Raw genomic sequence first — 20,371 nt, forward strand, 5'->3', positions numbered from 1 at the left:
CGATCAAGCCGCGCGTGCACCGTTCGCGACGGCGGCGGCGAGCATCAGGTGATAGAGCGAGCTCGCCGGCACGTAGTCGACGATGGGCTCGCGCGCGGGCGAGAGCTGGTCGGTCCAACCGCCGGCGAACGGCCGCCCCAGGAAATGGTCGAGCAGACCACGTGCGGCATCCTCGGCGAGCGCAGGCGGCGCGTCGCAGGCGGTCGCCGCCTTGATCGCCTCGCAGTGCGGCCAGAGCCGGTGCGCGGCGCGGAAGACCTGACCGTCGGCGCCGAGCTGATCGCGGATGAGGCCGGCGCTTGTGGCGGAGGGCTGCGTCGCCGACGCCAGCAGCGCGTCGCGGCAGCGGCCGAGCGCCTCGCCCGAGAGCCGCTCGTACCAGGCGAGAAGCCAGATCCACTCGAAATGATGACCGGGCTCGAACACGCCCGCGACGAGCGGGTCGGGATGCGGGCTCCAGTCCGCGGCGAAACGCTCGGGCAGCACGCCCTCTGCCCAGCGCATCATCCTGCCGTCGAGCAAGCCGACCAGCGGATGCGCGCGCTCCAGGTAGCCACGCCCCGGCGCCGCCTCGGCAAGAGCGAGATAGGCTTCGAGCAGGTGCATCTGCGGGTTCTGAAGCTTCTCGCCCTCCCGCGCCTCCGCCGTGTTGAAGAGGCCCCCATGCACCGGATCGAACAGTTCCGCATCGATGTACCCGATCACCTCGTCGGCGAAATCGAGCAGCGCGGCGTCGCCGGTGGCGCGATGGAGGTAGGCGGCGGCAAACAGCACGAAGGCGTGGGTGTAGGCATCGCGCACCGTGGATCGAGGCGCGAACGGCCAAACGTCGACGGAGAAGTGGACGCTCGCGCACCCGCCAGCGTGGACGCAGAACTCGCGGCGCAACGTGGCCATCGCGCGCGACGCGAGCTCGACGCCGCGATCGTGCCAGCCAAGCATCCCGGCATGCGCGTAGACGTAGATCTGGCGCGCCTGCACCATCGCCCGGTGCGGCACGGCGAGCGGCCGACCCGCTTCGTCGAGCCGCTCGTGGAAGCGCCCGGCCGCCGCGTCGAAGCCGCGTTCCGCCCAGGTGGGCAGCGCATCCGTCCTCACCCAGTCCACGAAGCGCGTGACCGGGTCCGCGGCGGAGCGAGGCGCCGCACGCGTCATGCCGCGGCGCGCCCGCCGATGCGGCCGAGCCAGGTCGCAACGACGGCGCCAAGGTCGCAGCTATTCGCGGGGACGAGGATCGCCGCCACGCCCGCCGCCTCGGCTGCGGCGAGGTCGCTCGGCTTGTCGCCCACCATCAGGCTGCGTGCCCGATCGATCGGCCACTCGCGCATCGCGCGCAGCAGCATGCCGGGCCTGGGCTTGCGATCCTCGTGGTCGGCGCGGAAGGCGGCGACCGTTCCATCGGGATGATAGGGGCAGGAATAGATGGCGTCGATGCGGGCGCCGGCGGCAGCCATTCGCGCGCGGATCGCGTCATGGAAACGGTCCACCGCCTCCAGCCCGAAGAGCCCGCGGCTCACCCCCGACTGGTTGGTCGCGACGATCACGAGGCAACCGGCCTCGTTGGCGAGACGGACGCCGTCGATGGCGGTGGATGTGAAGGCCAGTTCCTCGGGACGGTGCGGATAGCCCGTATCGACGTTGATAACGCCGTCGCGATCCAGGAACAGCGCGGGGCGGCCGATTCCCGTCCCCCCGCGAGCCGCGAGCGCGGGCGGCGCCTCCAAATCTCGGTCGGGCATGGCCAAGCGACTAGCCAGCACGGGTGCCGCTGGCAAGCGCGGGCAATGGCGCCAGCACGCGCGGCTCGTCCGATAGGCGAAGCCAATCGTACCGGCTACGACTTGGCCGTGATTCCATACCCGCCTCCGCGAGCCGCCGCCCCCCCCCCCCCGCATCGACGCGGCGAAGCGCGAGGCGCTGATCCTCGCCTTCCTCGCGCGCGACATGGCGGCGGCGAACGCGCTGCTCGCCGCGCTGCCGGAGCCGCTCGCACGACTGCGCCTCGACGTCGTCGACAACGCGCGCGCCGCCGAAGCCGTGCCGGTATGGCGGGCCGACGCCGACGGCACGCACCGCTTCCGCTTCCGCTTCCGCTTCCACGAAAAGGCCTGGACGCAACATCCACGCGAGATCTTCGCGCGCTGGGTCGAGACGCTGCCGCTGATCGGCGCGGTGATCGAGGCGCGGCCGACGGGAAGCTGCGCGCTCAATCTCGGCGACGAGGGGCACCGGCCCGGCCTCGCCTTCGACACGCGCGCGCCGGGCTACACGCTGATCCCGGACTATCAGTTCCTGATGACCGACGGCTACGCCGACCTCGCACGCACGTTCTTGGCGAGGTCGCGGCCGTGGGGGGAGCGGCGGCCCGTCGCCTTCTGGCGGGGCAGCACCACCGGGCTTGCCGACAAGGTCGAGGCGCTGCCCCGCGTCCGGCTCTGCCGTCTCGCGCGAACGATGGGGCCGGTCGCCGACGTCGGCTTGACGGCGGTGACCGCGAACTTCGCCTCCGCCGAGCCGCGCCTGCGCGCCGAAGGCTTATTCCGCGATTTCGTGCCCAACGTCCGGCTGGACGAAGTCCGCGTCCACATTGACATCGACGGCAATAGCGGCCCGTGGACCAGCTTGCTCGGCAAGCTGCACAGCGGCAGCCCGGTACTGAGGGTGACGTCGGAGCTGGGCTTTCGGCAATGGTATCATGACAGGCTGGTGCCATGGGAGCACTACGTGCCTGTGCGGTCGGACATGGCCGATCTTTCCGCGCGGGTTCTCCAGCTGCTCGAAGACTCCGCGCTCGCCCGCCGGATCGGCGGTGCCGGCGCACGCTTCGCCCGAGCGCTGCGGTGCGACTTCGAGGTCGCCCGTGCGGTGCCGAGCATCGTCGCCGCTTTCGCCCACTGAACTGCGCCGCCCACGCGGGAGGGCTCGGCGACAATCGGTCCGCCCGAAGATCGTCGGTACGAAACCGTGAGCCGCACCACGCTGCACCACTGCAAGCGTCCGACTGCGACGAACACCTAGTGCGACGCGGCGTCCGACGTCGGGAGCAGGCCGCGATATTCGGCTTCGCACGCGCCATAAGCCTCGCCCGCGAAAGTCTCGAGTGCGGCACGATCGCGGATCACGATCCGGCCGCGCCGGCAACGGACGAGGCGTTCGCCCTCGATCACGTGCAGCCGATCGGTCACGCTCGCGCGACGCACGCCGAGAGCGCTCGCGATCTCGTCATGCCGGATGAGGAGATGGTCGCCGTCGAGGCGATCGTGGCGGATCAGCAGCCACCGCGCGATCCGCTGGTCGAGCGTGTTCTCGATGCTGGACGCGATCGTGCGCGTCATCTGGTTCATGACTGCTTGCACGAAGCCGAGGAGCGCCATCCACAGCGTCTGGCTGGCGCGACAGGCGGCGAGCAGCGGTTCAACCGCAATGGAGAGCGCGCGTCCGTCCGAGCCCTGGACGACGGCATCGTGCGCGCACAGCTCGCATCCCAGCAACGCCGGCCACCCCACCAGCCCCTCGCATCCAACGACCGCGATCTCGACACGGGCCGTCAGGCCTCTCCCCTCCCCCAGCGCGAGCAGCCCCCGCTCGGGAAAGTAGAGCCTGTCCACCAGCGCATCCGCCGTGAACAGTCGCGACCCGCGTTGCAGAGGCACCTGCTCGAGGTCGGGGGCGAGCATCGCGCGATCCGCGGGTCGCAGGCTTCTCAGCAGGCGATTGCGACTGTTCGCCAGGGGGAACGGTTCGCCAGTGCGCATCAGCATGGTCGCACTCTCCATCAGGTGTCGACAAGATAGTGCTTCCGGCAGCGAGATGCGCTGATGTATTTCACTGGGGAAGGGGAACTTTTCGCGCAATGACGAGACGTCGCCAGCGGGCCGTACGGGAGCGTACGCCTAACGTAGTCGCGCTGGTGCATGGTTAAAGATAATGCGATTTTGCCACCGAAATCAGGGAGTCAGGTTCGATGACCGACCAGCAGTGTGACGTGCTTGATGCACTGGAAGCGCGCGCGCAAAGGCGCAATAATCGTCGTGCGCTGTTCCGTGCGTTTGGTGCAGCGGCCGTCGCGGGCGGTGGACTGGTCGCGCTTGGCATGGCTGTGCCGGCCGCCGCGCAGTCGAGCGTCAGCGACGCCGACATCCTCAACTTCGCGCTGAACCTCGAATATCTTGAGGCGCAGTTTTATCATTACGCTGTCTTCGGCACCGGGCTTGACAACAGCCTGCTCACCGGAACCGGCGCACAGGGCGCGGTGACTGGAGGCCGGAAAGTTAACTTCACCGATCCCGTTGTCCAAGCCTACGCCCTCGAGATCGCGCAAGACGAGCTCGCGCACGTCGCCTTCCTCCGCCGTACGCTCGCCTCGTCGGCTGTGTCCTCACCGGCCATCGACGTCGGCACCGATCCGAACGGCGCCTTCTCCAGCGCGGCGCGCGCCGCCGGGCTGGTCGGACCGGGTCAGTCCTTCGATCCCTATTCGAGCGACGAGAATTTCCTGCTCGGCGCCTTCATCTTCGAGGATGTCGGCGTCACGGCCTACAAGGGCGCGGCCCCGCTTATCACCAACAAGACCTATACCGAGGCCGCCGCCGGGATCCTCGCGGTGGAAGCGTACCACGCCAGCATCGTGCGGACGACATTGTACCGCAAGGGCATCGACACGCCGGCGCTGGTGGACGCGACCGAGGCCATCTCGAACGCGCGCGACAGCCTCGACGGGCCGAGCGACGACGACCAGGGCATCCGCGCGATCGGCGATGCGAGCAACATCGTACCGCTCGACGGCAACGGGCTCGCCTTCAGCCGCACGACGGGGCAGGTCCTCAACATCGTCTACCTGAACAACACCGCCGTCGCGAAGGGCGGGTTCTTCCCGAACGGGGTCAACGGCAACATCACGATGAGTGCCGCCAACTAGACGCGAAGAGAGGTCGAATCCATGAACCAACATCATCTCATCGCCGAAGTGCTCGAGCGGCAGGCGCGGCGCAAGGAAGAGCGCCGCAAGTTCCTGAAGATCGCTGCCAGCGGCACCGCCGCCGTTGGTGCGATGTCGTTCCTCGCGGGTTGCGGCGGCGACGACAAGACCGAGGCGCCTGCGCCCGCCGCCAAGATCGGCGACGCCGACATCCTGAACTTTGCGCTCAATCTCGAATATCTGGAGGCGCAGTTCTACGTCCACGCCACGACGGGCGCAGGTCTCGACCAGAGCTTGCTCGGCGGCACCGGCACCCAGGGCGGCGTGACGGGCGGCCGCGCCGTCGTCTTCACCGATCCGGTGGTTCGCCAGTACGCAAACGAGATCGCGGGTGACGAGCGCGCCCATGTCGCTTTCTTGCGCAGCGCGCTCGGCTCGGCTGCGGTCGCGCAGCCGGCGCTCGACATTAGCGCCGATCCGAACGGCGCCTTCTCCAGCGCGGCGGTGGCGGCCGGCCTCATTACTAAAGGGCAATCCTTCGATCCCTATGCCAGCGACGAGAATTTCCTGCTCGGCGCGTTCATCTTCGAGGATGTTGGCGTCACCGCCTACAAGGGCGCGTCGCCGCTCATTTCAAGCAGTTCCTACCTGGAGGCGGCAGCCGGAATTCTGGCGGCGGAGGCATATCATGCCGGGCTCGTCCGCACTGTTCTCTACAGCAAGGGGATACAGGCGCCGGCGCTGATCCAGGCAACCGAGGCGATCTCGAACGCGCGGGACAGCCTGGATGGCTCGTCTGACGACGATCAGGGTGTGCAGGGCTCAGGCGGCGCCTCTAACATCGTGCCTACGGACAGCGACTCCATCGTCTACAGCCGTACCACGGGCCAGGTGCTCGATATCGTCTACCTGACGAACGTCGCGGCCGCGAAGGGCGGCTTCTTCCCCAACGGCGTCAACGGCACGATCAACATGAGCACCGCCGGTTAATGCGGTTCGCCGGGCGCGTAAGCGCCCGGCGAACTGACGGGAGGCGACGATGAACGGGCCCACCATTCCGGACATCGCGGCGGCCATGCAGCCACTTTGGGCGTCGTGGCGATCGTCCTCCGCCTGCAACGGCATCGCGCTGTGGAGGCTCGCATGATCCGCGCCTACGCTTTTGCCGCTTTGCTGCTCTTCCTGCCCACGGCGGTATTTGCGCAGGGGGGTGTGGATCCGGCGGGTTCGGGTCCGATTGTGGCGGCGTTGGGTTGGTTGCAGGGTACGTTGCTGGGCAATGTGGCGACGGCGGTGGCGGTGATCGCGGTGGCGATGGTGGGTTTCATGATGCTGACGGGCCGGATGAACTGGCGGTTCGGGGCGACGGTGATCGTGGGCTGCTTCGTGTTGTTCGGGGCGTCGGCGATCGTGTCGGGCATCCAGTCCACCGCCGGCGTGGCGCACTGAAGGTGGCGCTCGCCCGCACGCCGGTGTTCCGCGCGCTGACGCGGCCGCAGATGTTCGCGGGCGTGACGTACAGCTATTTCATCGTGAACGTGGGCGTGACGACCGAGGCGTTCCTGGTGACGCGGAGCTTCTGGGCCTTGCCGGTGGCGCTGCTGGTGCACGGCGCGGGCTATCTGGCCTGCCTGCGCGAGCCGCGCGTGTTCGACCTGTGGCTGGTGAAGGTCAGCCGCTGCCCCCGCGTCCGTAACTGGAAGCGGTGGGGCTGCAACAGCTACGCGCCGTGAGCGAGGCGCGCGCCAGGTGGGTGGGGCCGGCGGCGTGGCGCCGCCGCGAGGCCTGTGCCGGCGACCGGCTGCCTTATGCCCGCCACCTCGATGCGACCACCTTGCGCTTGCGCGACGGCGCGCTCGCGCGGATGATCCAGGTGCCGGGGCTGCCGTTCGAGACCGAGGATGCGGCGGCGCTCGACCATCATTTGAGCGTGCGCGAGACGATGCTGCGCTCGGTGCTCGACGCGCGTTTCGTGCTCGTCCACCATGTCGTCAGGCGGCGGGTGACGGTGTCGCGCCCGGCCGAGTTCGCGCAGGGCTTCGCCGCGCATGTCGACGCGCGCTGGGCGCGGCTGCTCGCCTCGCGGCGGCTGTTCGTCAACGAGCAGGTGGTGACGATCGTGCGCCGCCCGGCGCGCGGGCGGGCGGGCTGGGCGGAGCGTGTCGGCCGGATGTTCGGCCGCGCCGGCGGCCAGGGCGATCATGCCGCCGACCTGCGCGCGCTTGACGCGGCGGCGGCGGGGCTGGTGGCGGCGCTCGGGTCCTACGGGGCGCGCACGATGGGGCTGTACGAGGGCGCGGGCGGCTTGTGCTCGGAGCCGCTGGAGCTCCTGTCGGCGATCTACAATGGCGAGATGCGGCCGGTGCTGGCGCCCGGCGACGACACCGATCTTGGCCACCACATCCCGTATGCGCGGGTGAGCTTCGGCCTGGACACGATCGAGACGCGGCGGGCGGGCGGCAGCGACTTCGCCGGCATGCTGTCGATCAAGGAGTATCCCGACGCGACGCACGCGGGGCTCGTCGACCAGCTGCTGCGCCTGCCCCACGAGCTCGTCCTGACCGAGAGCTTCGCGCCCGCCGACCGGCAGGTGGCGCGCGAGCGGATCGACCTTGCCATCCGTCGCGTGCGCTCGGCGGACGAGGAGGCGGTGGCGGAGCGGCGCGAGATGATGGCGGCGCGCGACGCGCTGGGGCTCGGCCAGGCGGGGTTCGGCGACCATCACCTGTCGCTGATGATGCGCGCGGACGATCTCGCCGGGCTCGACGGCGCGTGCGCGCAGGCGGCCGCGGCCCTGTCCGACGTGGGCGCGGTGGCGGTGCGCGAGGACGTCAACCTGGAGCCCTGCTTCTGGGGGCAGTTCCCGGGCAACGAGGGCTATCTGGTGCGCCGCGCGCTGGTCTCGACCGGCAATGCGGCGGGCTTCCTGTCGCTGCACGGGCTGCCGCTCGGGCACGCCACCGGCAATCACTGGGGCGAGGCGGTGACGGTGCTGGAGACGACGGCGGCCACGCCCTACTTCTTCAACTTCCACTCGGGCGACGGCGGCGGCGATCTCGGCCACTTCACCGTCATCGGCCCGTCGGGCTCGGGCAAGACGGTGGTGATGAACTTCCTCGCCGCCCAGGCGCAGCGCTTCTGCCCCCGCACCATGCTGTTCGACAAGGATCGCGGCGCCGAGCTGTTCGTGCGCGCGTGCGGCGGCGACTATGCGCGGCTGGTGCCGGGCGAGGCGACCGGGCTCAACCCGCTGGCGCTCTCCGACGACGCGCAGAACCGCGCCTTCCTGCGCGACTGGCTGGGCGTGCTGCTCGCGGTCGCGGGGCCCGAGGAGCAGGCGGCGGTGGCGGCCGCGGTCGACGCCAGCTACGACGCCGAGCCCGCCTTCCGCCGGCTGCGCCACTTCCGCGAGCTGTTGGGCGGACGCAGGCGGCCCGAGCCCGGCGACCTCGCCTCCAGGCTCGACCCGTGGGTGGGTGCCGGCGAGCACGCCTGGCTGTTCGACAACGCGTCCGACACGCTCGACCTCGACGTGCGGATGGCGGGGTTCGACATGACCGCGCTGCTCGACCAGCCGGTACTGCGCACGCCCGCGATGATGCTGCTGTTCCACCGCATCGACCGGACGCTGGACGGCAGCCCTGCGATGATCCTCATCGACGAGGGCTGGAAGGCGCTCGACGACCCGGTGTTCTCGGCGCGCATCCGCGACTGGCTGAAGACCTGCCGCAAGCGCAACGCGATCGTCGGCTTCGCCACCCAGTCGGCGCGCGACGCGCTCGACAGCCGCATCGCGTCCGCGCTCGTCGAGCAGACCGCGACGATGATCTTCACCCCCAATCCCAAGGCGCGCGCGGAGGATTACTGCCTGGGCTTCGGCCTGTCCGAGCACGAGCTCGAGCTCATCCGCCAGCTCCCCGCCCACTCGCGCTGCTTCCTCGTGCGCCACGCCAACCACTCGGTCGTCGCCCGGCTCGACCTCGGCCACGAGCCCGAACTCCTCACCATCCTGTCCGGCCGCGAAGCCACCGTCCGCCGCCTCGACGCCATCCGCCAACGCACCGGAGACCAACCCGCCGACTGGTACCCAGCCCTCACCGGCAAACCATGGCCCGGTGAACGCCCAATACACAAACACGCATTCGCCGAGGCCGCAGAATGAACGCCGCCTTTTCACCCATCGTTCGCTCATTTCCCGTATATGCCCGCCATCACGCCGAAAGGGACCTGAAGATGCGTATCGCTCTTGCCACCGCCGTCATCGCCGCCGCCCTGCCCACCTATGCCGCAAACGCGCAGTCGATCACTTCCGAGTTCCGCGGCATCCGCGTCGAGGGCAATGCCGGCTGGGATCGCTTCCAATCGGAAGGCACGCACAACAACAAGTTCGGCTACGGCGCCACCGTCGGCTTCGACGGCGTGCTCGCCGATCGCATCGTCGTCGGGCCCGAGGCAAGCTTCTGGCGCGCCAACAAGTGGAGCGAGAACTGCACGGGCGGGATCAATGGCGGCTCCGTCTGCCACAAGTCGTTCCAGGAATATGGCGTCGCGGTTCGCGCCGGCTTCCTGGTGACGCCGGACCTGCTCGTCTTCGGCAAGGGCGGCTACGTCAACAACGAGCAGCGCAAGCGGTTCGATGCGCCTCCCGGCCTCTATTACGTCAATGGCCAGATCGTCGGCCCGGAGACGTCCTACTATAATCACGGCCGCACCGACGGCTACCAGTTCGGCGGCGGTGTCGAATATTCGCTGACCGGGCTGAGCCTGCCCGTGCCGGTGTATGTCAGCGGCCAGTATGTCTACGCCAACTACGCGGATCACACCGCGCGCCAGCGTGCGATGCTCGGCGTCGGCGTTCGCTTTAAGTAGCGCTTGGCTATTCGGGTGTTACGAACGCCGCTGGGCCGTCCGCCTGACGGATGGCGCAGCCTAGATTGGAGTGAGTGGCCGCGCGACCCTGATGCCGTTGAGGTGCACGTTCGGACTCGTCACCCTGCGTCATCAAGGATGCGGAGGCGTAGCAGTTTGCCTGGAGCCACGAGGACGTGGCAATCGCCGGAACGCCGATGCAGGTCACAAGGTCGCGTACACGCGGCGCGTGTCCCCCGCACGAACTGAAACCGCGAGTATCCCGCCGCAAACTGGCTGGTTCCGACAGCGGACTTCAGGCGATCCAGCTAAGAGAAGGCCCCGGAAAACCTAAAGTTCTCCGGGGCTCAACATGGTGGGCGTGGCAAGGATTGAACTTGCGACCCCTGCGATGTCAACACAGTGCTCTACCACTGAGCTACACGCCCATAGGTTCAGGCCTTAAAGCCGCTGGTCAGGCATGGCAAGCGGGATCGGCGGACGCGATCAGGGTTCGCGCGCGATGCTGTCGACGCCGAACAGGCGATCCACCTCAAGCACGAGGTCGCGCAGGTGGAAGGGCTTGGAAAGGACGCGGGCGTGCGGGTGGCTGGCGCCCGTCTTCAACGCGACCGCCGCGAAGCCGGTGATGAACATCACGCGCATCCCCGGCGCCAGCGACGCCGCGCGCTGCGCGAGCTCGATGCCGTCCATGCCGGGCATGACGATGTCGGTCAGCAGCAGGTCGTAGCTCTCGCGCTCAAGCAGCGGCAACGCGTCGATACCCGACGCCACCGGGTCGACCGCATAGCCCACCCGCTCCAGCGCGCGGGCGAGATAGGTCCGCATCGAAGCGTCGTCTTCGGCGAGAAGGATTCGGGTCATGCGCGCACCATACTCCGTCCGGCGTCGTCAGGCTCGCCCGCCGAGCCGCCGTTCTTCCCCTTTCGGGACGCGGCGGAGCGGATGGCCAGCCGGGGCTGTCGTCGTCCCAGTCTTAAGATTTGGCACCCTTCGCGGCCGCTCGCCATTGTCGCGCGGCGGCACGTTGCGTAGCACGGTGATATGGCCGCCGCGAGCCCGCCAGACCCGCCTTTCGTCCGGCTCGGCCCGGCCGGCGCGCCGACGCCGCTGGTGATCGCGGTGCCGCACGCCGGGCGCTGCTATCCGGACGAGCTGCTCGCCGCCTCCCGGCTGCCGCGATCGGCGCTGGAGACGATCGAGGACCGGTTCGCCGACCTGCTCGTCGCCGACGCGGTGCGCGACGGCGCGGTCGCGATCGTCGCGCGCGTCGCGCGCGCCTACGTCGATCTCAATCGAGATCCGCGCGAGATCGATCCCGCCATCGTGCGCGACGCGGGCGCGCTCGACACGCGGTCAAGCGACAAGGTGGCGGGCGGGCTGGGCGCGGTGCCGAGCCGGATCGCCGCGGGGGGGGCGGTATGGCGACGGCCGCTGGCGGCGGCCGAGATCGCGCGCAGGCTGGCGCTCGTCCACCGGCCCTACCATGACGCGGTGGCCGACGCGCTCGATGCGGCGGCGGCGCGTCACGGTGTCGCGCTGCTGATCGACTGTCACTCCATGCCGTCGCTGGGGCCGGGCGGAGCGCGCATCGTGCTGGGCGATCTCCACGGGCGCAGCGCCGCGTTGCGCTTCACCGTCGCCGCGCTCGCCGCCGTGAAGATGTGCGGGCAGCCTTGCGCGCGCAACAGGCCCTATGCCGGCGGCCACAGCTTGGAGCGGCACGGCGACCCCCATCGCCACCGCCACGCCTTGCAGGTCGAGGTGGATCGCGCGCTCTACCTCGATCCCGGCTGCCGCGATCCCGGCGCCGATCTTGCGAGCGCACGCACGCTGGTGGCGACGATTGCCGCCGCGCTGGTCGCCGAGGCAGGGGCGCTCGCGCAGGCTGCCGAGTAGGACCAAAAGAAAAAGCCACCCCGCGAGATCGCGGGGTGGCCAAGGTTCAGGGAGGGACGCGCCGGAGGCGCGTCACGCGCGATCGCGAAGGGGGGGACACGACCGCGCACACCCAACATAGAAGCCGCTCGTGGCCGTTCAAGCACAGCCAATAAAAAAATATCGTTAACGGCACGATGACCCTTGCGTGGGTCTAAAGCGACACAGGCCTGCGCCTTGGCAGCATCCTGTCGAGCGTCGCGTCGCGGTCGAGGAAATGGTGCTTGAGCGCGCCCGCCACGTGCAGCGCGACCAAGCCGAGCATGATCCAGCCGCCAACGACGTGCCCTTGATGCCAGGGGGCGCCCACCGCGTCGCTCTGCATCACGGGCAGCGGCGGCACGTCAAACAAGCCGAAGGACAGCGGCCGTCGCTTGAGCGAAGCCGAAGTGAAGACCCAGCCCGACACCGGCATCAGGATCATGCCCATGTAGAGTAGCCACTGCGTGACGCTGGCGAGCGCGCGGTTCCAGGGCGCCACCGTTCCAGGCAGCGGCGGCGCCGGGTGACCGGCCCTCCAGACCAGCCGCAGCGCGCTCAGGACGAGCACGACGATGCCGATCGGCTTGTGCAGGAAGAATAGAATGCCGAGCGGCGGGATCAGCCCGATCGCGAGATTGACGACGATCAGCGCCGCGATCACCCAATGGAAGGCGATGGCGGTGGCGGTGTAGCGGCCACCGTCCGTGGCATGGGATCGGCCGCCGATCATCGCGTCCTCCTAGACCACCGGCCCGTTAGGGGGTGGCAACAGGCCAAGCGCGCTCTGCCGCGCATAGATATCACTCATGCGCTGGAGCGAGAAGATATGCGCGTAGACGAGCGGCAGCGCGCCATTCTGGATGAGTTTGCGCGCGACGTCGCCGCGTAGGCCCTTCACCGCCTCGTCCGTGATCATCTGGAACCCGCGATAAACGTGCGGCTGTCGCCCCTCGCCCTGCTGCATAGTGAATTCACCGTCGCCGATCAGCTTGAGCTCGCCGAGTTCGCGCACCAACGCCCCAGTCAGCTCAAGCGCCTGCTCGAATTTGTCGCAGAACTCCAGGATGGCGCGAGTGTGCGCGCTCGGCTGGTCGCCGTCGAACACGGGCTCGCCGTCCTCGAACGGGCCGCACAAGCCCGAACCGGGATCGAAGCAAAGCGACATGTCGTCGCTGTCCTGGCGGAGCTTCGCGAGCAGGAAGGGATAACGGCGAACGTAGGCGGGGACATAATAGTCGGCCGGGAAGCGGCCGTCGGCGTCGACGACCACGTTGATGCCGTCAGACAGGCCCATGAGCGCCAGCGGGACGGGGTCGGGGCCGGTCGAGAACACGATCGGATAGAAACGCTGCGCCGACAGGAACTCTTCGGCAAGTAGCGGGACGGCATGCGTCGTGCGCAGCGCCGGCAGGCGGTCGGTATCGTGCATCCGCCAGTCGGCGTGCAGCTCGCTGGAGAGCGGCGCGAGGTCGGTATAGAACAGCGGCAGGCCCGCGCCGGAGGTGCCTTGATTGGGGGTGCCGTTGCTGGCCATCGCTCTCTCCCGGAACGGCTCCGATGGCCGGACAGGCGCTCGCGTCTATGGTGCGGGCGGTCCGTTCGCAAGCGGCAGCAGCGCGCCGGGGTTCATGATGCCCTTGGGATCGAGGGCGCGCTTGATCGCACGCATCGCCGCGAGCCGCGCGGGATCGGCGAGGTCCATAAAGTCCGCGCGCTTCAGCCGGCCGATGCCGTGCTCGGCGGACAGCGTTCCGCCGGCATCCGTCACGAACCGGTGGACGAAAGCGGAGACGGCGGCGCCCTGGGCGGCGAACCAGGCGCGATCGTCGCCGCCGACGGGCGCCCGCACGTTGAAGTGGACGTTGCCATCGCCGAGGTGCCCGAACGCGATCGGGCGGGCGCCCGGGAAGCGCCGCGTCACGGCGGCGGCGGCCTCGGCCATGAAGGCGGGCATGCGCGAGACTGGAACCGCGACATCGTGCTTGGCGGCGAGCCCGTCCCTCGCCTCCGCCTCGGACAGGCTCTCGCGCAGCTTCCACAGCGCGTCGGCTTGGGCCTCGCTGCGGGCGACGGTCGCGTCGCCGGCGAGACCGCGATCAATGGCGAGCACCAGGGCCTCGCCCAGCCGCTCGCCGATCGGCGCGTCGCCCGGAGTTACCGCCTCGATCAGGACGTGCCACGGATGCGCACCGCCCAGCGGCGTGCGCGTATCGGGGACATGCCGCAGCACCAGCGCCAGCCCCTCGTCAGGCACCAGCTCGAAACTCTCCACCGCGTCGCCGAGCGACGCCTCCAGCATCCGCAACAGCTCCAGCGCGTCTTGCGCGCGCGCAAGCCCCACCCAAGCCACCGCGCGCGCGCCGATCGCCGGGACGAGCCGCAACGTCGCCGCGGTCACGAGGCCGAGCGTGCCCTCGCCGCCGATCAGCAGCTGGTCGAGCGCGTAGCCGCGATTATCCTTGCGCAGCGGCGCGAGCCCGTTCAGCCGGCTGCCGTCGGGCAGCACCGCCTCCAGCCCCAGCACCAGCGATCGCATCGGCCCGAAGCGCAGCACCTGCGTACCGCCCGCGTTGGTCGAGACGAGGCCTCCTATGGTGGCGTTGCCCTTCGCGGCGAGCGACAGCGGGAAGCGCCGCCCCGCCCGCTCCGCCGCCGCGTGCAGGTCGGCGAGGACGACCCCCGCCTCGGCGACCATCGCGTCGTCCTCCGTCGAGACCGAGCGCACGCGGTCCATCCTCCGCAGCGAGACGAGCAGCGCGCGGCGATCTCCTCCCAGTCCGGCGGGCGTCGCGCCCGCGACCATCGAACTGTTGCCGCCTTGGGGCACGACCGCGACGCCTTCGGCTGCTGCCTCGCGCACGACGAACGCCGCCTCGTCCGCGTCAGCCGGCGAGACCAGCGCCGCCGCGGACCCCGTCAGCCGCCGCCGCCAATCGGTGAGCCACGGCGCGAGATCCGCCGCGTCGGTGGTAAAGCCGCGTGGGCCGAGGCGATCGCGAAGCCGATCGAGCAGCGCGGCGGAGGGCGCAGGGTAGGCCACCGCCGCTCCGTAGCGCGGCAGCACGGGCAAGCCCACCGGCTTCGCGCGGTTCATAGAAGGTTCAAGCCGCGCTCCACAGTCCCCGCGTGATGGGCGTGGTGCGGGGAGCGGCGATACTGTGCGCGGCGATACTCGCCGGCGCCGCACGGCCACCCGTACCGCCACCTGCGATGAGCCGCACGAGCATGGCCACGGTGTTCCGCTCGACGACGATCAGGATGCCGCTTCGACGCGAGCGGCGGCCGGGTCCGCCGCCGCCGATGGAGGAGCGGAAAGGGCCGCACTGCATCGGCGCGGGGGAGATAGCGGGCGCGGGCGTCACCGCGCCCGACGCGGTCGATTTCGTGCTGCGCGGCGGCGAGCGGATGCGCGCGCGGCTCGACGGCGAGTGCACCGCGCTCGATTTCTACGGCGGCTTCTACATGAGCCCTGGCGACGATGAGCGCATCTGCGCCGGCCGGGATGCCATTCGGACGCGTGCCGGCGGCGAGTGCGGGATTGAGCGTTTCCGCCGGCTGGTGCCGCCCAAGCCTCCGAAACCTTGACAAATCAGCCGCCTTTGCACAGGGCGGCGGCGATGCGCCCGGGCGTCCCGGCCGCCGATCCCGGACCAGCCATGCACTTCGCCGATCTCGGCCTGTCTGACGAGTTGCTCCGCGCCGTCACCGACGCGGGCTATACGACGCCAACGCCCGTCCAGCAGAAGGCGATCACGCCGGTGCTGATGAACCGCGACCTGATTGCGATCGCGCAGACCGGCACGGGCAAGACGGCAAGCTTCGTGCTGCCGATGATCGACATCCTCGCCCACGGCCGCAGCCGCGCGCGGATGCCGCGATCGCTGATCCTGGAGCCGACGCGCGAGCTCGCCGCGCAGGTCGCCGAGAATTTCGAGAAGTACGGCAAGTACCACAAGCTCTCGATGGCGCTGCTGATCGGCGGCGTGCAGATGGGTGATCAGGTGAAGGCGCTGGAACAGGGCGTCGACGTGCTGATCGCCACGCCCGGCCGACTGATGGACCTGTTCGGGCGCGGCAAGATCCTGCTGTCGGGCTGCTCGATTCTGGTGATCGACGAGGCCGACCGAATGCTCGACATGGGCTTCATCCCCGATATCGAGGAGATCTGCACCAAGCTGCCCGCGACGCGGCAGACGCTGCTCTTCTCCGCCACCATGCCGGCGCCGATCAAGAAGCTCGCCGACCGCTTCCTCTCCAATCCCAAGCAGATCGAGGTGGAGCGTACCGGCTCCACCAGCCTGCTGATCGAGCAGGCGTTGGTCGAGACGACAGCACGGGCCAAGCGCGACACACTGCGCGAGTTGCTCGGCGCCGAGGACGTGCGTACCGCGATCATCTTCGCCAATCGCAAGACGACGGTGCGCGAGCTCAACCAGTCGCTGAAGCGCCACGGTTTTCGATCGGGCGAGATCCACGGCGACATGGAACAATCGCAGCGCATTGCCGAACTCGATCGCTTCAAGGCGGGCGACATCAACATCCTGGTCGCCTCCGACGTCGCCGCGCGCGGCCTGGACATCAAGGGCGTCAGCCACGTCTTCAACTTCGACGCACCCTGGCACCCGGACGACTACGTCCACCGCATCGGCCGCACCGGCCGCGCCGGCGCCACCGGCAAGGCCTTTACCCTCGTCACAGAGGAAGATGCCGAGAACATCGCCAATATCGAGAAGTTGACCGGGCAGACGATCGCACGGATCGGAGTCTCAGCTCCGCCGCAGCCGGCCGCACCCCCGCCCCCCCCCGCCCCGACGGCAGCGCCGGCGCGCCGCGAGCGCGGCCATGGCGCCGCGCGCGAGGAGCGGCGCCCGCCGGCGCGCGGCGCCTCGGCCGCGCCGGTGCCGCAGCCTCCCGTCGCGGACGCCGATCCTGTCTGGAACGGCCCGATCCCCGACTTCCTGAGCCGGGGTTTCACGGGTTAATCCATGTTTTCGCGACGGCTTCGCGGTTTCTTTACCGTTCGCACCTAGGCCACGCACATGACGGATGGCCGGGGGGCCGGACGGCAACATTGCAGGCGGGAATAGCGGTGGACGACGGCACGGGGCTCATCGCGCGCATCCAGACGCTGATGAACGAGGGCGGCCTGGAGCCGAGCCCGTCCAACTATGAATTCCTTTACCGCTACGCGACTGGCGCTGACCCGCAGCTCGTCGAAGCGGTGGACGTGGTGCGCGAGACCAAGGGCGTGCTGCGCGCTGCCGCGATCTCGGCCATCCGGCGTGACCTCTACGGCATGGGCAGCTCGGGCGTTGGCCGGCTGATCGAGGATACCGAGCGCCAGCTCTCGCGCATGACGGACGTCGTCGAGCGATCGGACGAGGGCACGCGCAGCTACGTCGACACGCTGCAGCGCAACTCCGTCGACACCGCCTCGACGCTGGAGCTCCAGCGCGCGATGCTCGCCGACATCGCCGAAGCGACCGCCAAGATGATCGCGCACACCGAGCAGCTGCAGGAGGATCTGAGCCACTCCGTCCGCGAGATCGAGGCGCTCAAGACCGACCTTGAAATCGCGCGCGTTGAATCGCGGAGCGACGCGCTCACCGGATTGTCCAACCGCAAGGCGTGCTGCGACTATCTCGACGCGCAGATCGCCCGTGCCCGCAGCGACGGATCGCCGCTCAGCCTGATCTTCGTCGACATCGATCATTTCAAGCAATTCAACGACAATTACGGTCACCGCGTCGGCGACGAGGTGCTCCGCCTGGTCGCGCAGAGCCTGGAGCGCGCCTTCCACGGCCGCGGCTTCGTCGCACGCTGGGGCGGCGAGGAGTTCGTCATCGTCATGCCCAACCACCGCGCGGAAGAGGCGGCCGAACATGCCGACGGCTTCCGTCGGCTGATCTCCTCGCGGGTGGTGCGCACGCGCCAGTCTGCCAAGGATATCGGGCGGATCACGCTGTCGCTCGGCGTCGCCCAGCTCGGGCCGAGCGGCGGCGCGCAGCAGCTCGTCGACCAGGCCGACCGCGCGCTCTACGACGCCAAGGCCGACGGGCGCGACCGCGTCGTCACCTGGAAGAACGCCGCCTGATCCCGGCGAGCGCATTCTGTGTCGTCGCATAGTGGGCGACGACTTCTCCGTTCGTCACGCGGGAACCGGTAACCGGACACGGTAGCGGGCGCGGAACGCCTCCGCCCAGCCGGAAAGTCGGCCCGCGCGGATCGCCTCGCGCAGGCCGCGCATGACTTCCTGGTAGAACCAGAGGTTGTGCTCGGTCATCAGCATCGCGCCCAGCATCTCGCCCGAACGAACGAGGTGGTGGAGATAGGCCCTGGACCAGCCCGCCACCGGCGAACCGGGATCGAGCGGCTCGCGATCCTCGGCGAAGCGCGCATTGCGGATGTTGAGCGGGCCGTCCCAGGTGAAGGCCTGCCCATTGCGCCCGCTGCGCGTCGGCAGCACGCAATCGAACATGTCAATGCCGCGCTCCACCGCCGCGACTATGTCGTCGGGCTTGCCCACCCCCATCAGGTAGCGCGGGCTCGTCGCCGGCAGCATGGCGGCGGCGAAGTCGAGCGTGCGCAGCATCTCGGCCTGTCCTTCGCCCACCGCCAGGCCGCCGACCGCGTAGCCGTCGAAGCCGATCTCCGTCAGCGCGTCGGCCGAACGCTGCCGCAGGTCCGCGAAGGTCGATCCCTGCTGAATGCCGAACAGCGCCGCGCCCGCCGCATGATCGCCACCCGCATCGAACGCCGCCCGCGAACGCGCCGCCCAGCGCATCGAGCGTTCCATCGATCGCTCCGCCTGCTCATGCGTCGCGGGCCAGGGCGTGCACTCGTCGAAGGCCATGACGACGTCGCTGCCGAGCAGCCGCTGGATCTCCATGGAGCGCTCGGGAGCGAGCATGTGGCGGCTGCCGTCGACGTGGCTGGCGAAGCTGACCCCCTGCTCGCTCTGCTTGGTGAGCGCCGAGAGCGACATCACTTGATAGCCGCCCGAATCAGTCAGGATCGGCCGTTCCCACCCCATCATCGCGTGCAGCCCGCCGAGCCGCGCCACGCGCTCGGCACCGGGGCGGAGCATCAGGTGGTAGGTGTTGCCGAGAATGATGTCGGCGCCCGTGGCGCGCACGTCGGCGGGCTTCATCGCCTTCACGGTCGCGGCGGTCCCCACCGGCATGAAGGCGGGGGTGGCGATCGTTCCGCGTCGCATCTCGATCCCGCCCGTGCGCGCGGCGCCGTCGGTGGCGGCGATCGTGAAGCGGAAGCGCGCGCTCAAGGCTCCAACACCGCCGCCGGGTGGATCATGCGCCCACGCGAGACGAGCAGCGCCACGAGGCTGAGCGCGGCGGCCGCGCTGCCGTACAGGCCCACCGCCACCAGCCCATAGCGGCCAGCCAGCGCCTGCGCGACGAGCGGCGTCAGTCCGCCGCCGAGCACGCCCGCCACGTTGAAGGCGAGCGAGGCGCCAGTGTAGCGAACCCGCGCCGGAAACAGCCCGGACAGCCATGCGCCGAGCGGACCGTAGACGAAGCCCATGACGAGCAACGTCAGCGCCAGGTAGGCGAAGATCAGCGCCAGCGATCCGCTGCCCATCATCGGCCCCATCAGGAACCCCGTCACGATCGCGGCGACGCAGCCGCCGGCCAGCACGCCCCGCTCGCCCCAGCGTCGATCCGCGCTCCACGCCGCCGCATAGATGCCGACCGCCATGAACAGGATCGCGCCGAGCTGTACCTGGAGCATCGCCGTCATCGGGAAGCCGAGCGTCTTGGTGCCGTAGCCGAGCGCGAAGGCGGTCGCGACATAGTAGAGCGCGAAGCAGGCGATCGCACCCGCCGTCCCCGCCACCGTCGCGCGACCATGCCGCGAGAGAAGTTCGCCGAGCGGCATGCCCGGCGGCGGCGCGTGGCGCAGCGCGGCGGCGAACTCCGGCGTCTCGGTGAGCTTAAGCCTGATCCACAGCCCCAGCGCGACGAGCAGAGCGCTGCCCAGGAACGGCACGCGCCACCCCCAATCGCGGAACTGATCGGGCGTGAGCCATAGCCCGAGCAGCAGGAACAAGCCGTTCGCGCAGATGAACCCGGCCGGAGCGCCCATCTGCGGCGCCGAACCGTAGCGCGCGCGCCAGCCCGGCGGCGCGTTCTCGACCGCGAGCAGCGCCGCTCCACCCCATTCTCCGCCGAGCCCGAAGCCCTGCCCGAAGCGCAGCACGCACAGGATCAGCGGCGCCCACCAGCCGATCTGCGCGTAGGTGGGCACCAGCCCGACCAGCATGGTGGAGAGCCCCATGGTGAGCAGGCTCGCCACCAGCGTCGACTTACGGCCGACGCGGTCGCCGAAATGCCCGAACAGCACGGCGCCCACCGGCCGCGCGACGAACGCCACCGCCAGCGTGGCGAAGGCGGCGAGCTGCTGCGCGGGCTTGGACGCCTGCGGGAAGAACAGCTCGCCGAAGACGAGGCTGGCGGCGGTGGCGTAGACGTAGAAGTCGTAGAATTCGACGGCGGTGCCGACGAAGCTCGCGAGCAGCACGCGGGCCGGCGCGCTACGCCTGCCGTGAGATTGGCTCTCCATGCCGCCCGCCATGGCATGACGCAGCCGCGTTCGGAAGCATCAGCCTCCCGCCACCCGCTCGCACCCGATCGCGACGGGCTACGA

At 69.6% G+C, this 20,371-nt stretch carries 20 protein-coding genes and 1 tRNA gene; 11 read left to right on the top strand and 10 right to left on the bottom strand.

All coding sequences use genetic code 11. The annotated features are described in order from the left end of the window. Positions 1–3: 3 nt before the first annotated feature. Together ACOFKX_RS14520 and ACOFKX_RS14525 are read right to left on the bottom strand one after the other, a co-directional pair. A complete protein-coding gene (locus tag ACOFKX_RS14520) occupies positions 4–1,155 on the bottom strand; it encodes an AGE family epimerase/isomerase (protein ID WP_419827788.1) in 1,152 nt (383 codons plus the stop codon). Then, the gene (locus ACOFKX_RS14525) at positions 1,152–1,739 is read right to left on the bottom strand and encodes an HAD family hydrolase (RefSeq protein ID WP_419827789.1); all 588 of its coding nucleotides are present in this window, start codon (positions 1,737–1,739) and stop codon (positions 1,152–1,154) included. Before ACOFKX_RS14525 ends, ACOFKX_RS14520 begins: the two co-directional genes overlap by 4 nt. 205 nt (positions 1,740–1,944) lie before the next feature. Between ACOFKX_RS14525 and ACOFKX_RS14530 the strand changes: the two genes are divergently transcribed. Next, positions 1,945–2,898: a glycosyl transferase family 90 gene (locus tag ACOFKX_RS14530; protein ID WP_419827790.1), complete on the top strand. Its 954-nt coding sequence runs from the start codon at positions 1,945–1,947 to the stop codon at positions 2,896–2,898. Positions 2,899–3,014: 116 nt separating this feature from the next. Here the strand turns inward: ACOFKX_RS14530 and ACOFKX_RS14535 are convergent, their stop codons facing one another. Continuing rightward, entirely contained in the window at positions 3,015–3,761 is a 747-nt protein-coding gene (locus ACOFKX_RS14535; protein ID WP_419827791.1) for a Crp/Fnr family transcriptional regulator, read from the bottom strand. A 203-nt stretch (positions 3,762–3,964) separates the two neighbouring features. Here ACOFKX_RS14535 and ACOFKX_RS14540 point away from each other — a divergent pair, with 203 nt between their 5' ends. The 6 genes from ACOFKX_RS14540 (at position 3,965) to ACOFKX_RS14565 (ending at position 9,787) form a co-directional block, all read left to right on the top strand. Beyond that, a complete protein-coding gene (locus ACOFKX_RS14540; RefSeq protein ID WP_419827792.1) occupies positions 3,965–4,918 on the top strand; it encodes a ferritin-like domain-containing protein in 954 nt (317 codons plus the stop codon). A gap of 21 nt (positions 4,919–4,939) precedes the next feature. Further along, entirely contained in the window at positions 4,940–5,908 is a 969-nt protein-coding gene (locus ACOFKX_RS14545; protein WP_419827793.1) for a ferritin-like domain-containing protein, read from the top strand. A 153-nt stretch (positions 5,909–6,061) separates the two neighbouring features. Continuing rightward, positions 6,062–6,367 (top strand): TrbC/VirB2 family protein, encoded by a 306-nt coding sequence (locus tag ACOFKX_RS14550; RefSeq protein WP_419827794.1) that lies wholly within the window; start codon positions 6,062–6,064, stop codon positions 6,365–6,367. Positions 6,368–6,369: 2 nt separating this feature from the next. After that, positions 6,370–6,651, top strand: a complete 282-nt coding sequence (locus ACOFKX_RS14555; RefSeq protein WP_419827795.1) for a type IV secretion system protein VirB3 — start codon at positions 6,370–6,372, stop codon at positions 6,649–6,651. After that, positions 6,648–9,080 (top strand): VirB4 family type IV secretion/conjugal transfer ATPase, encoded by a 2,433-nt coding sequence (locus ACOFKX_RS14560; protein ID WP_419827796.1) that lies wholly within the window; start codon positions 6,648–6,650, stop codon positions 9,078–9,080. Before ACOFKX_RS14555 ends, ACOFKX_RS14560 begins: the two co-directional genes overlap by 4 nt. Positions 9,081–9,151: 71 nt before the next feature. After that, complete coding sequence (locus ACOFKX_RS14565) at positions 9,152–9,787, top strand: outer membrane protein (RefSeq protein ID WP_419827797.1); 636 nt, start codon at positions 9,152–9,154, stop codon at positions 9,785–9,787. 353 nt (positions 9,788–10,140) lie between these two features. Here ACOFKX_RS14565 and ACOFKX_RS14570 read toward each other — a convergent pair. Together ACOFKX_RS14570 and cpdR are read right to left on the bottom strand one after the other, a co-directional pair. Beyond that, positions 10,141–10,215 (bottom strand) — tRNA-Val (locus ACOFKX_RS14570). Positions 10,216–10,273: 58 nt separating this feature from the next. Continuing rightward, a complete protein-coding gene (gene cpdR / locus ACOFKX_RS14575) occupies positions 10,274–10,651 on the bottom strand; it encodes a cell cycle two-component system response regulator CpdR (protein ID WP_419827798.1) in 378 nt (125 codons plus the stop codon). A gap of 180 nt (positions 10,652–10,831) precedes the next feature. On the opposite strand from cpdR, the gene ACOFKX_RS14580 reads away from it, so the two are divergent. After that, complete coding sequence (locus tag ACOFKX_RS14580) at positions 10,832–11,686, top strand: N-formylglutamate amidohydrolase (protein ID WP_419827799.1); 855 nt, start codon at positions 10,832–10,834, stop codon at positions 11,684–11,686. Between the two features lie 193 nt (positions 11,687–11,879). Here the strand turns inward: ACOFKX_RS14580 and ACOFKX_RS14585 are convergent, their stop codons facing one another. The 3 genes from ACOFKX_RS14585 to ACOFKX_RS14595 are packed head-to-tail and all read right to left on the bottom strand — an operon-like array spanning position 11,880 to position 14,801. Next, positions 11,880–12,437, bottom strand: coding sequence for a cytochrome b (locus ACOFKX_RS14585; protein ID WP_419827800.1), 558 nt, complete (start codon positions 12,435–12,437; stop codon positions 11,880–11,882). A gap of 9 nt (positions 12,438–12,446) precedes the next feature. Then, on the bottom strand, positions 12,447–13,241 hold the full coding sequence (locus ACOFKX_RS14590) for a SapC family protein (RefSeq protein ID WP_419827801.1): 795 nt from the start codon (positions 13,239–13,241) through the stop codon (positions 12,447–12,449). 45 nt (positions 13,242–13,286) lie between these two features. Next, on the bottom strand, positions 13,287–14,801 hold the full coding sequence (locus ACOFKX_RS14595) for an FAD-binding oxidoreductase (RefSeq protein WP_419827802.1): 1,515 nt from the start codon (positions 14,799–14,801) through the stop codon (positions 13,287–13,289). A 131-nt stretch (positions 14,802–14,932) separates the two neighbouring features. On the opposite strand from ACOFKX_RS14595, the gene ACOFKX_RS14600 reads away from it, so the two are divergent. From ACOFKX_RS14600 to ACOFKX_RS14610, 3 genes are all read left to right on the top strand, one after another. Next, positions 14,933–15,292, top strand: a complete 360-nt coding sequence (locus ACOFKX_RS14600) for a hypothetical protein (RefSeq protein WP_419827803.1) — start codon at positions 14,933–14,935, stop codon at positions 15,290–15,292. A gap of 71 nt (positions 15,293–15,363) precedes the next feature. Continuing rightward, a complete protein-coding gene (locus tag ACOFKX_RS14605) occupies positions 15,364–16,689 on the top strand; it encodes a DEAD/DEAH box helicase (RefSeq protein ID WP_419828273.1) in 1,326 nt (441 codons plus the stop codon). Positions 16,690–16,796: 107 nt separating this feature from the next. Beyond that, the gene (locus ACOFKX_RS14610) at positions 16,797–17,801 is read left to right on the top strand and encodes a GGDEF domain-containing protein (RefSeq protein ID WP_419827804.1); all 1,005 of its coding nucleotides are present in this window, start codon (positions 16,797–16,799) and stop codon (positions 17,799–17,801) included. A gap of 54 nt (positions 17,802–17,855) precedes the next feature. Here the strand turns inward: ACOFKX_RS14610 and tgt are convergent, their stop codons facing one another. Both tgt and ACOFKX_RS14620 read right to left on the bottom strand, forming a co-directional pair. Beyond that, positions 17,856–18,989 (bottom strand): tRNA guanosine(34) transglycosylase Tgt, encoded by a 1,134-nt coding sequence (tgt, locus tag ACOFKX_RS14615; RefSeq protein WP_419827805.1) that lies wholly within the window; start codon positions 18,987–18,989, stop codon positions 17,856–17,858. Then, positions 18,986–20,287 carry an MFS transporter gene (locus tag ACOFKX_RS14620; protein ID WP_419827806.1) on the bottom strand — a complete coding sequence of 434 codons (1,302 nt, stop codon included), beginning with the start codon at positions 20,285–20,287 and terminating at the stop codon, positions 18,986–18,988. Before ACOFKX_RS14620 ends, tgt begins: the two co-directional genes overlap by 4 nt. Between the last annotated feature and the right edge of the window lie 84 nt (positions 20,288–20,371).

The organism is Sphingomonas sp. (genome assembly GCF_965200105.1).
Classification (GTDB): Bacteria; Pseudomonadota; Alphaproteobacteria; order Sphingomonadales; family Sphingomonadaceae; genus Solisphingomonas.

Bases quoted from the DNA above. Each gene is read 5' to 3' on its own strand.
- ACOFKX_RS14600 (WP_419827803.1), top strand. From the start codon at position 14,933: ATGGCCACGGTGTTCCGCTCGACGACGATCAGGATGCCGCTTCGACGC.
- ACOFKX_RS14525 (WP_419827789.1), bottom strand. From the start codon at position 1,739: ATGCCCGACCGAGATTTGGAGGCGCCGCCCGCGCTCGCGGCTCGCGGG.
- ACOFKX_RS14590 (WP_419827801.1), bottom strand. From the start codon at position 13,241: ATGGCCAGCAACGGCACCCCCAATCAAGGCACCTCCGGCGCGGGCCTG.
- ACOFKX_RS14545 (WP_419827793.1), top strand. From the start codon at position 4,940: ATGAACCAACATCATCTCATCGCCGAAGTGCTCGAGCGGCAGGCGCGG.
- ACOFKX_RS14565 (WP_419827797.1), top strand. From the start codon at position 9,152: ATGCGTATCGCTCTTGCCACCGCCGTCATCGCCGCCGCCCTGCCCACC.
- ACOFKX_RS14530 (WP_419827790.1), top strand. From the start codon at position 1,945: ATGGCGGCGGCGAACGCGCTGCTCGCCGCGCTGCCGGAGCCGCTCGCA.
- ACOFKX_RS14580 (WP_419827799.1), top strand. From the start codon at position 10,832: ATGGCCGCCGCGAGCCCGCCAGACCCGCCTTTCGTCCGGCTCGGCCCG.
- ACOFKX_RS14595 (WP_419827802.1), bottom strand. From the start codon at position 14,801: ATGAACCGCGCGAAGCCGGTGGGCTTGCCCGTGCTGCCGCGCTACGGA.
- ACOFKX_RS14540 (WP_419827792.1), top strand. From the start codon at position 3,965: ATGACCGACCAGCAGTGTGACGTGCTTGATGCACTGGAAGCGCGCGCG.
- ACOFKX_RS14535 (WP_419827791.1), bottom strand. From the start codon at position 3,761: ATGCTGATGCGCACTGGCGAACCGTTCCCCCTGGCGAACAGTCGCAAT.
- ACOFKX_RS14620 (WP_419827806.1), bottom strand. From the start codon at position 20,287: ATGGAGAGCCAATCTCACGGCAGGCGTAGCGCGCCGGCCCGCGTGCTG.
- ACOFKX_RS14605 (WP_419828273.1), top strand. From the start codon at position 15,364: ATGCACTTCGCCGATCTCGGCCTGTCTGACGAGTTGCTCCGCGCCGTC.
- ACOFKX_RS14550 (WP_419827794.1), top strand. From the start codon at position 6,062: ATGATCCGCGCCTACGCTTTTGCCGCTTTGCTGCTCTTCCTGCCCACG.
- ACOFKX_RS14520 (WP_419827788.1), bottom strand. From the start codon at position 1,155: ATGACGCGTGCGGCGCCTCGCTCCGCCGCGGACCCGGTCACGCGCTTC.
- ACOFKX_RS14585 (WP_419827800.1), bottom strand. From the start codon at position 12,437: ATGATCGGCGGCCGATCCCATGCCACGGACGGTGGCCGCTACACCGCC.
- cpdR (WP_419827798.1), bottom strand. From the start codon at position 10,651: ATGACCCGAATCCTTCTCGCCGAAGACGACGCTTCGATGCGGACCTAT.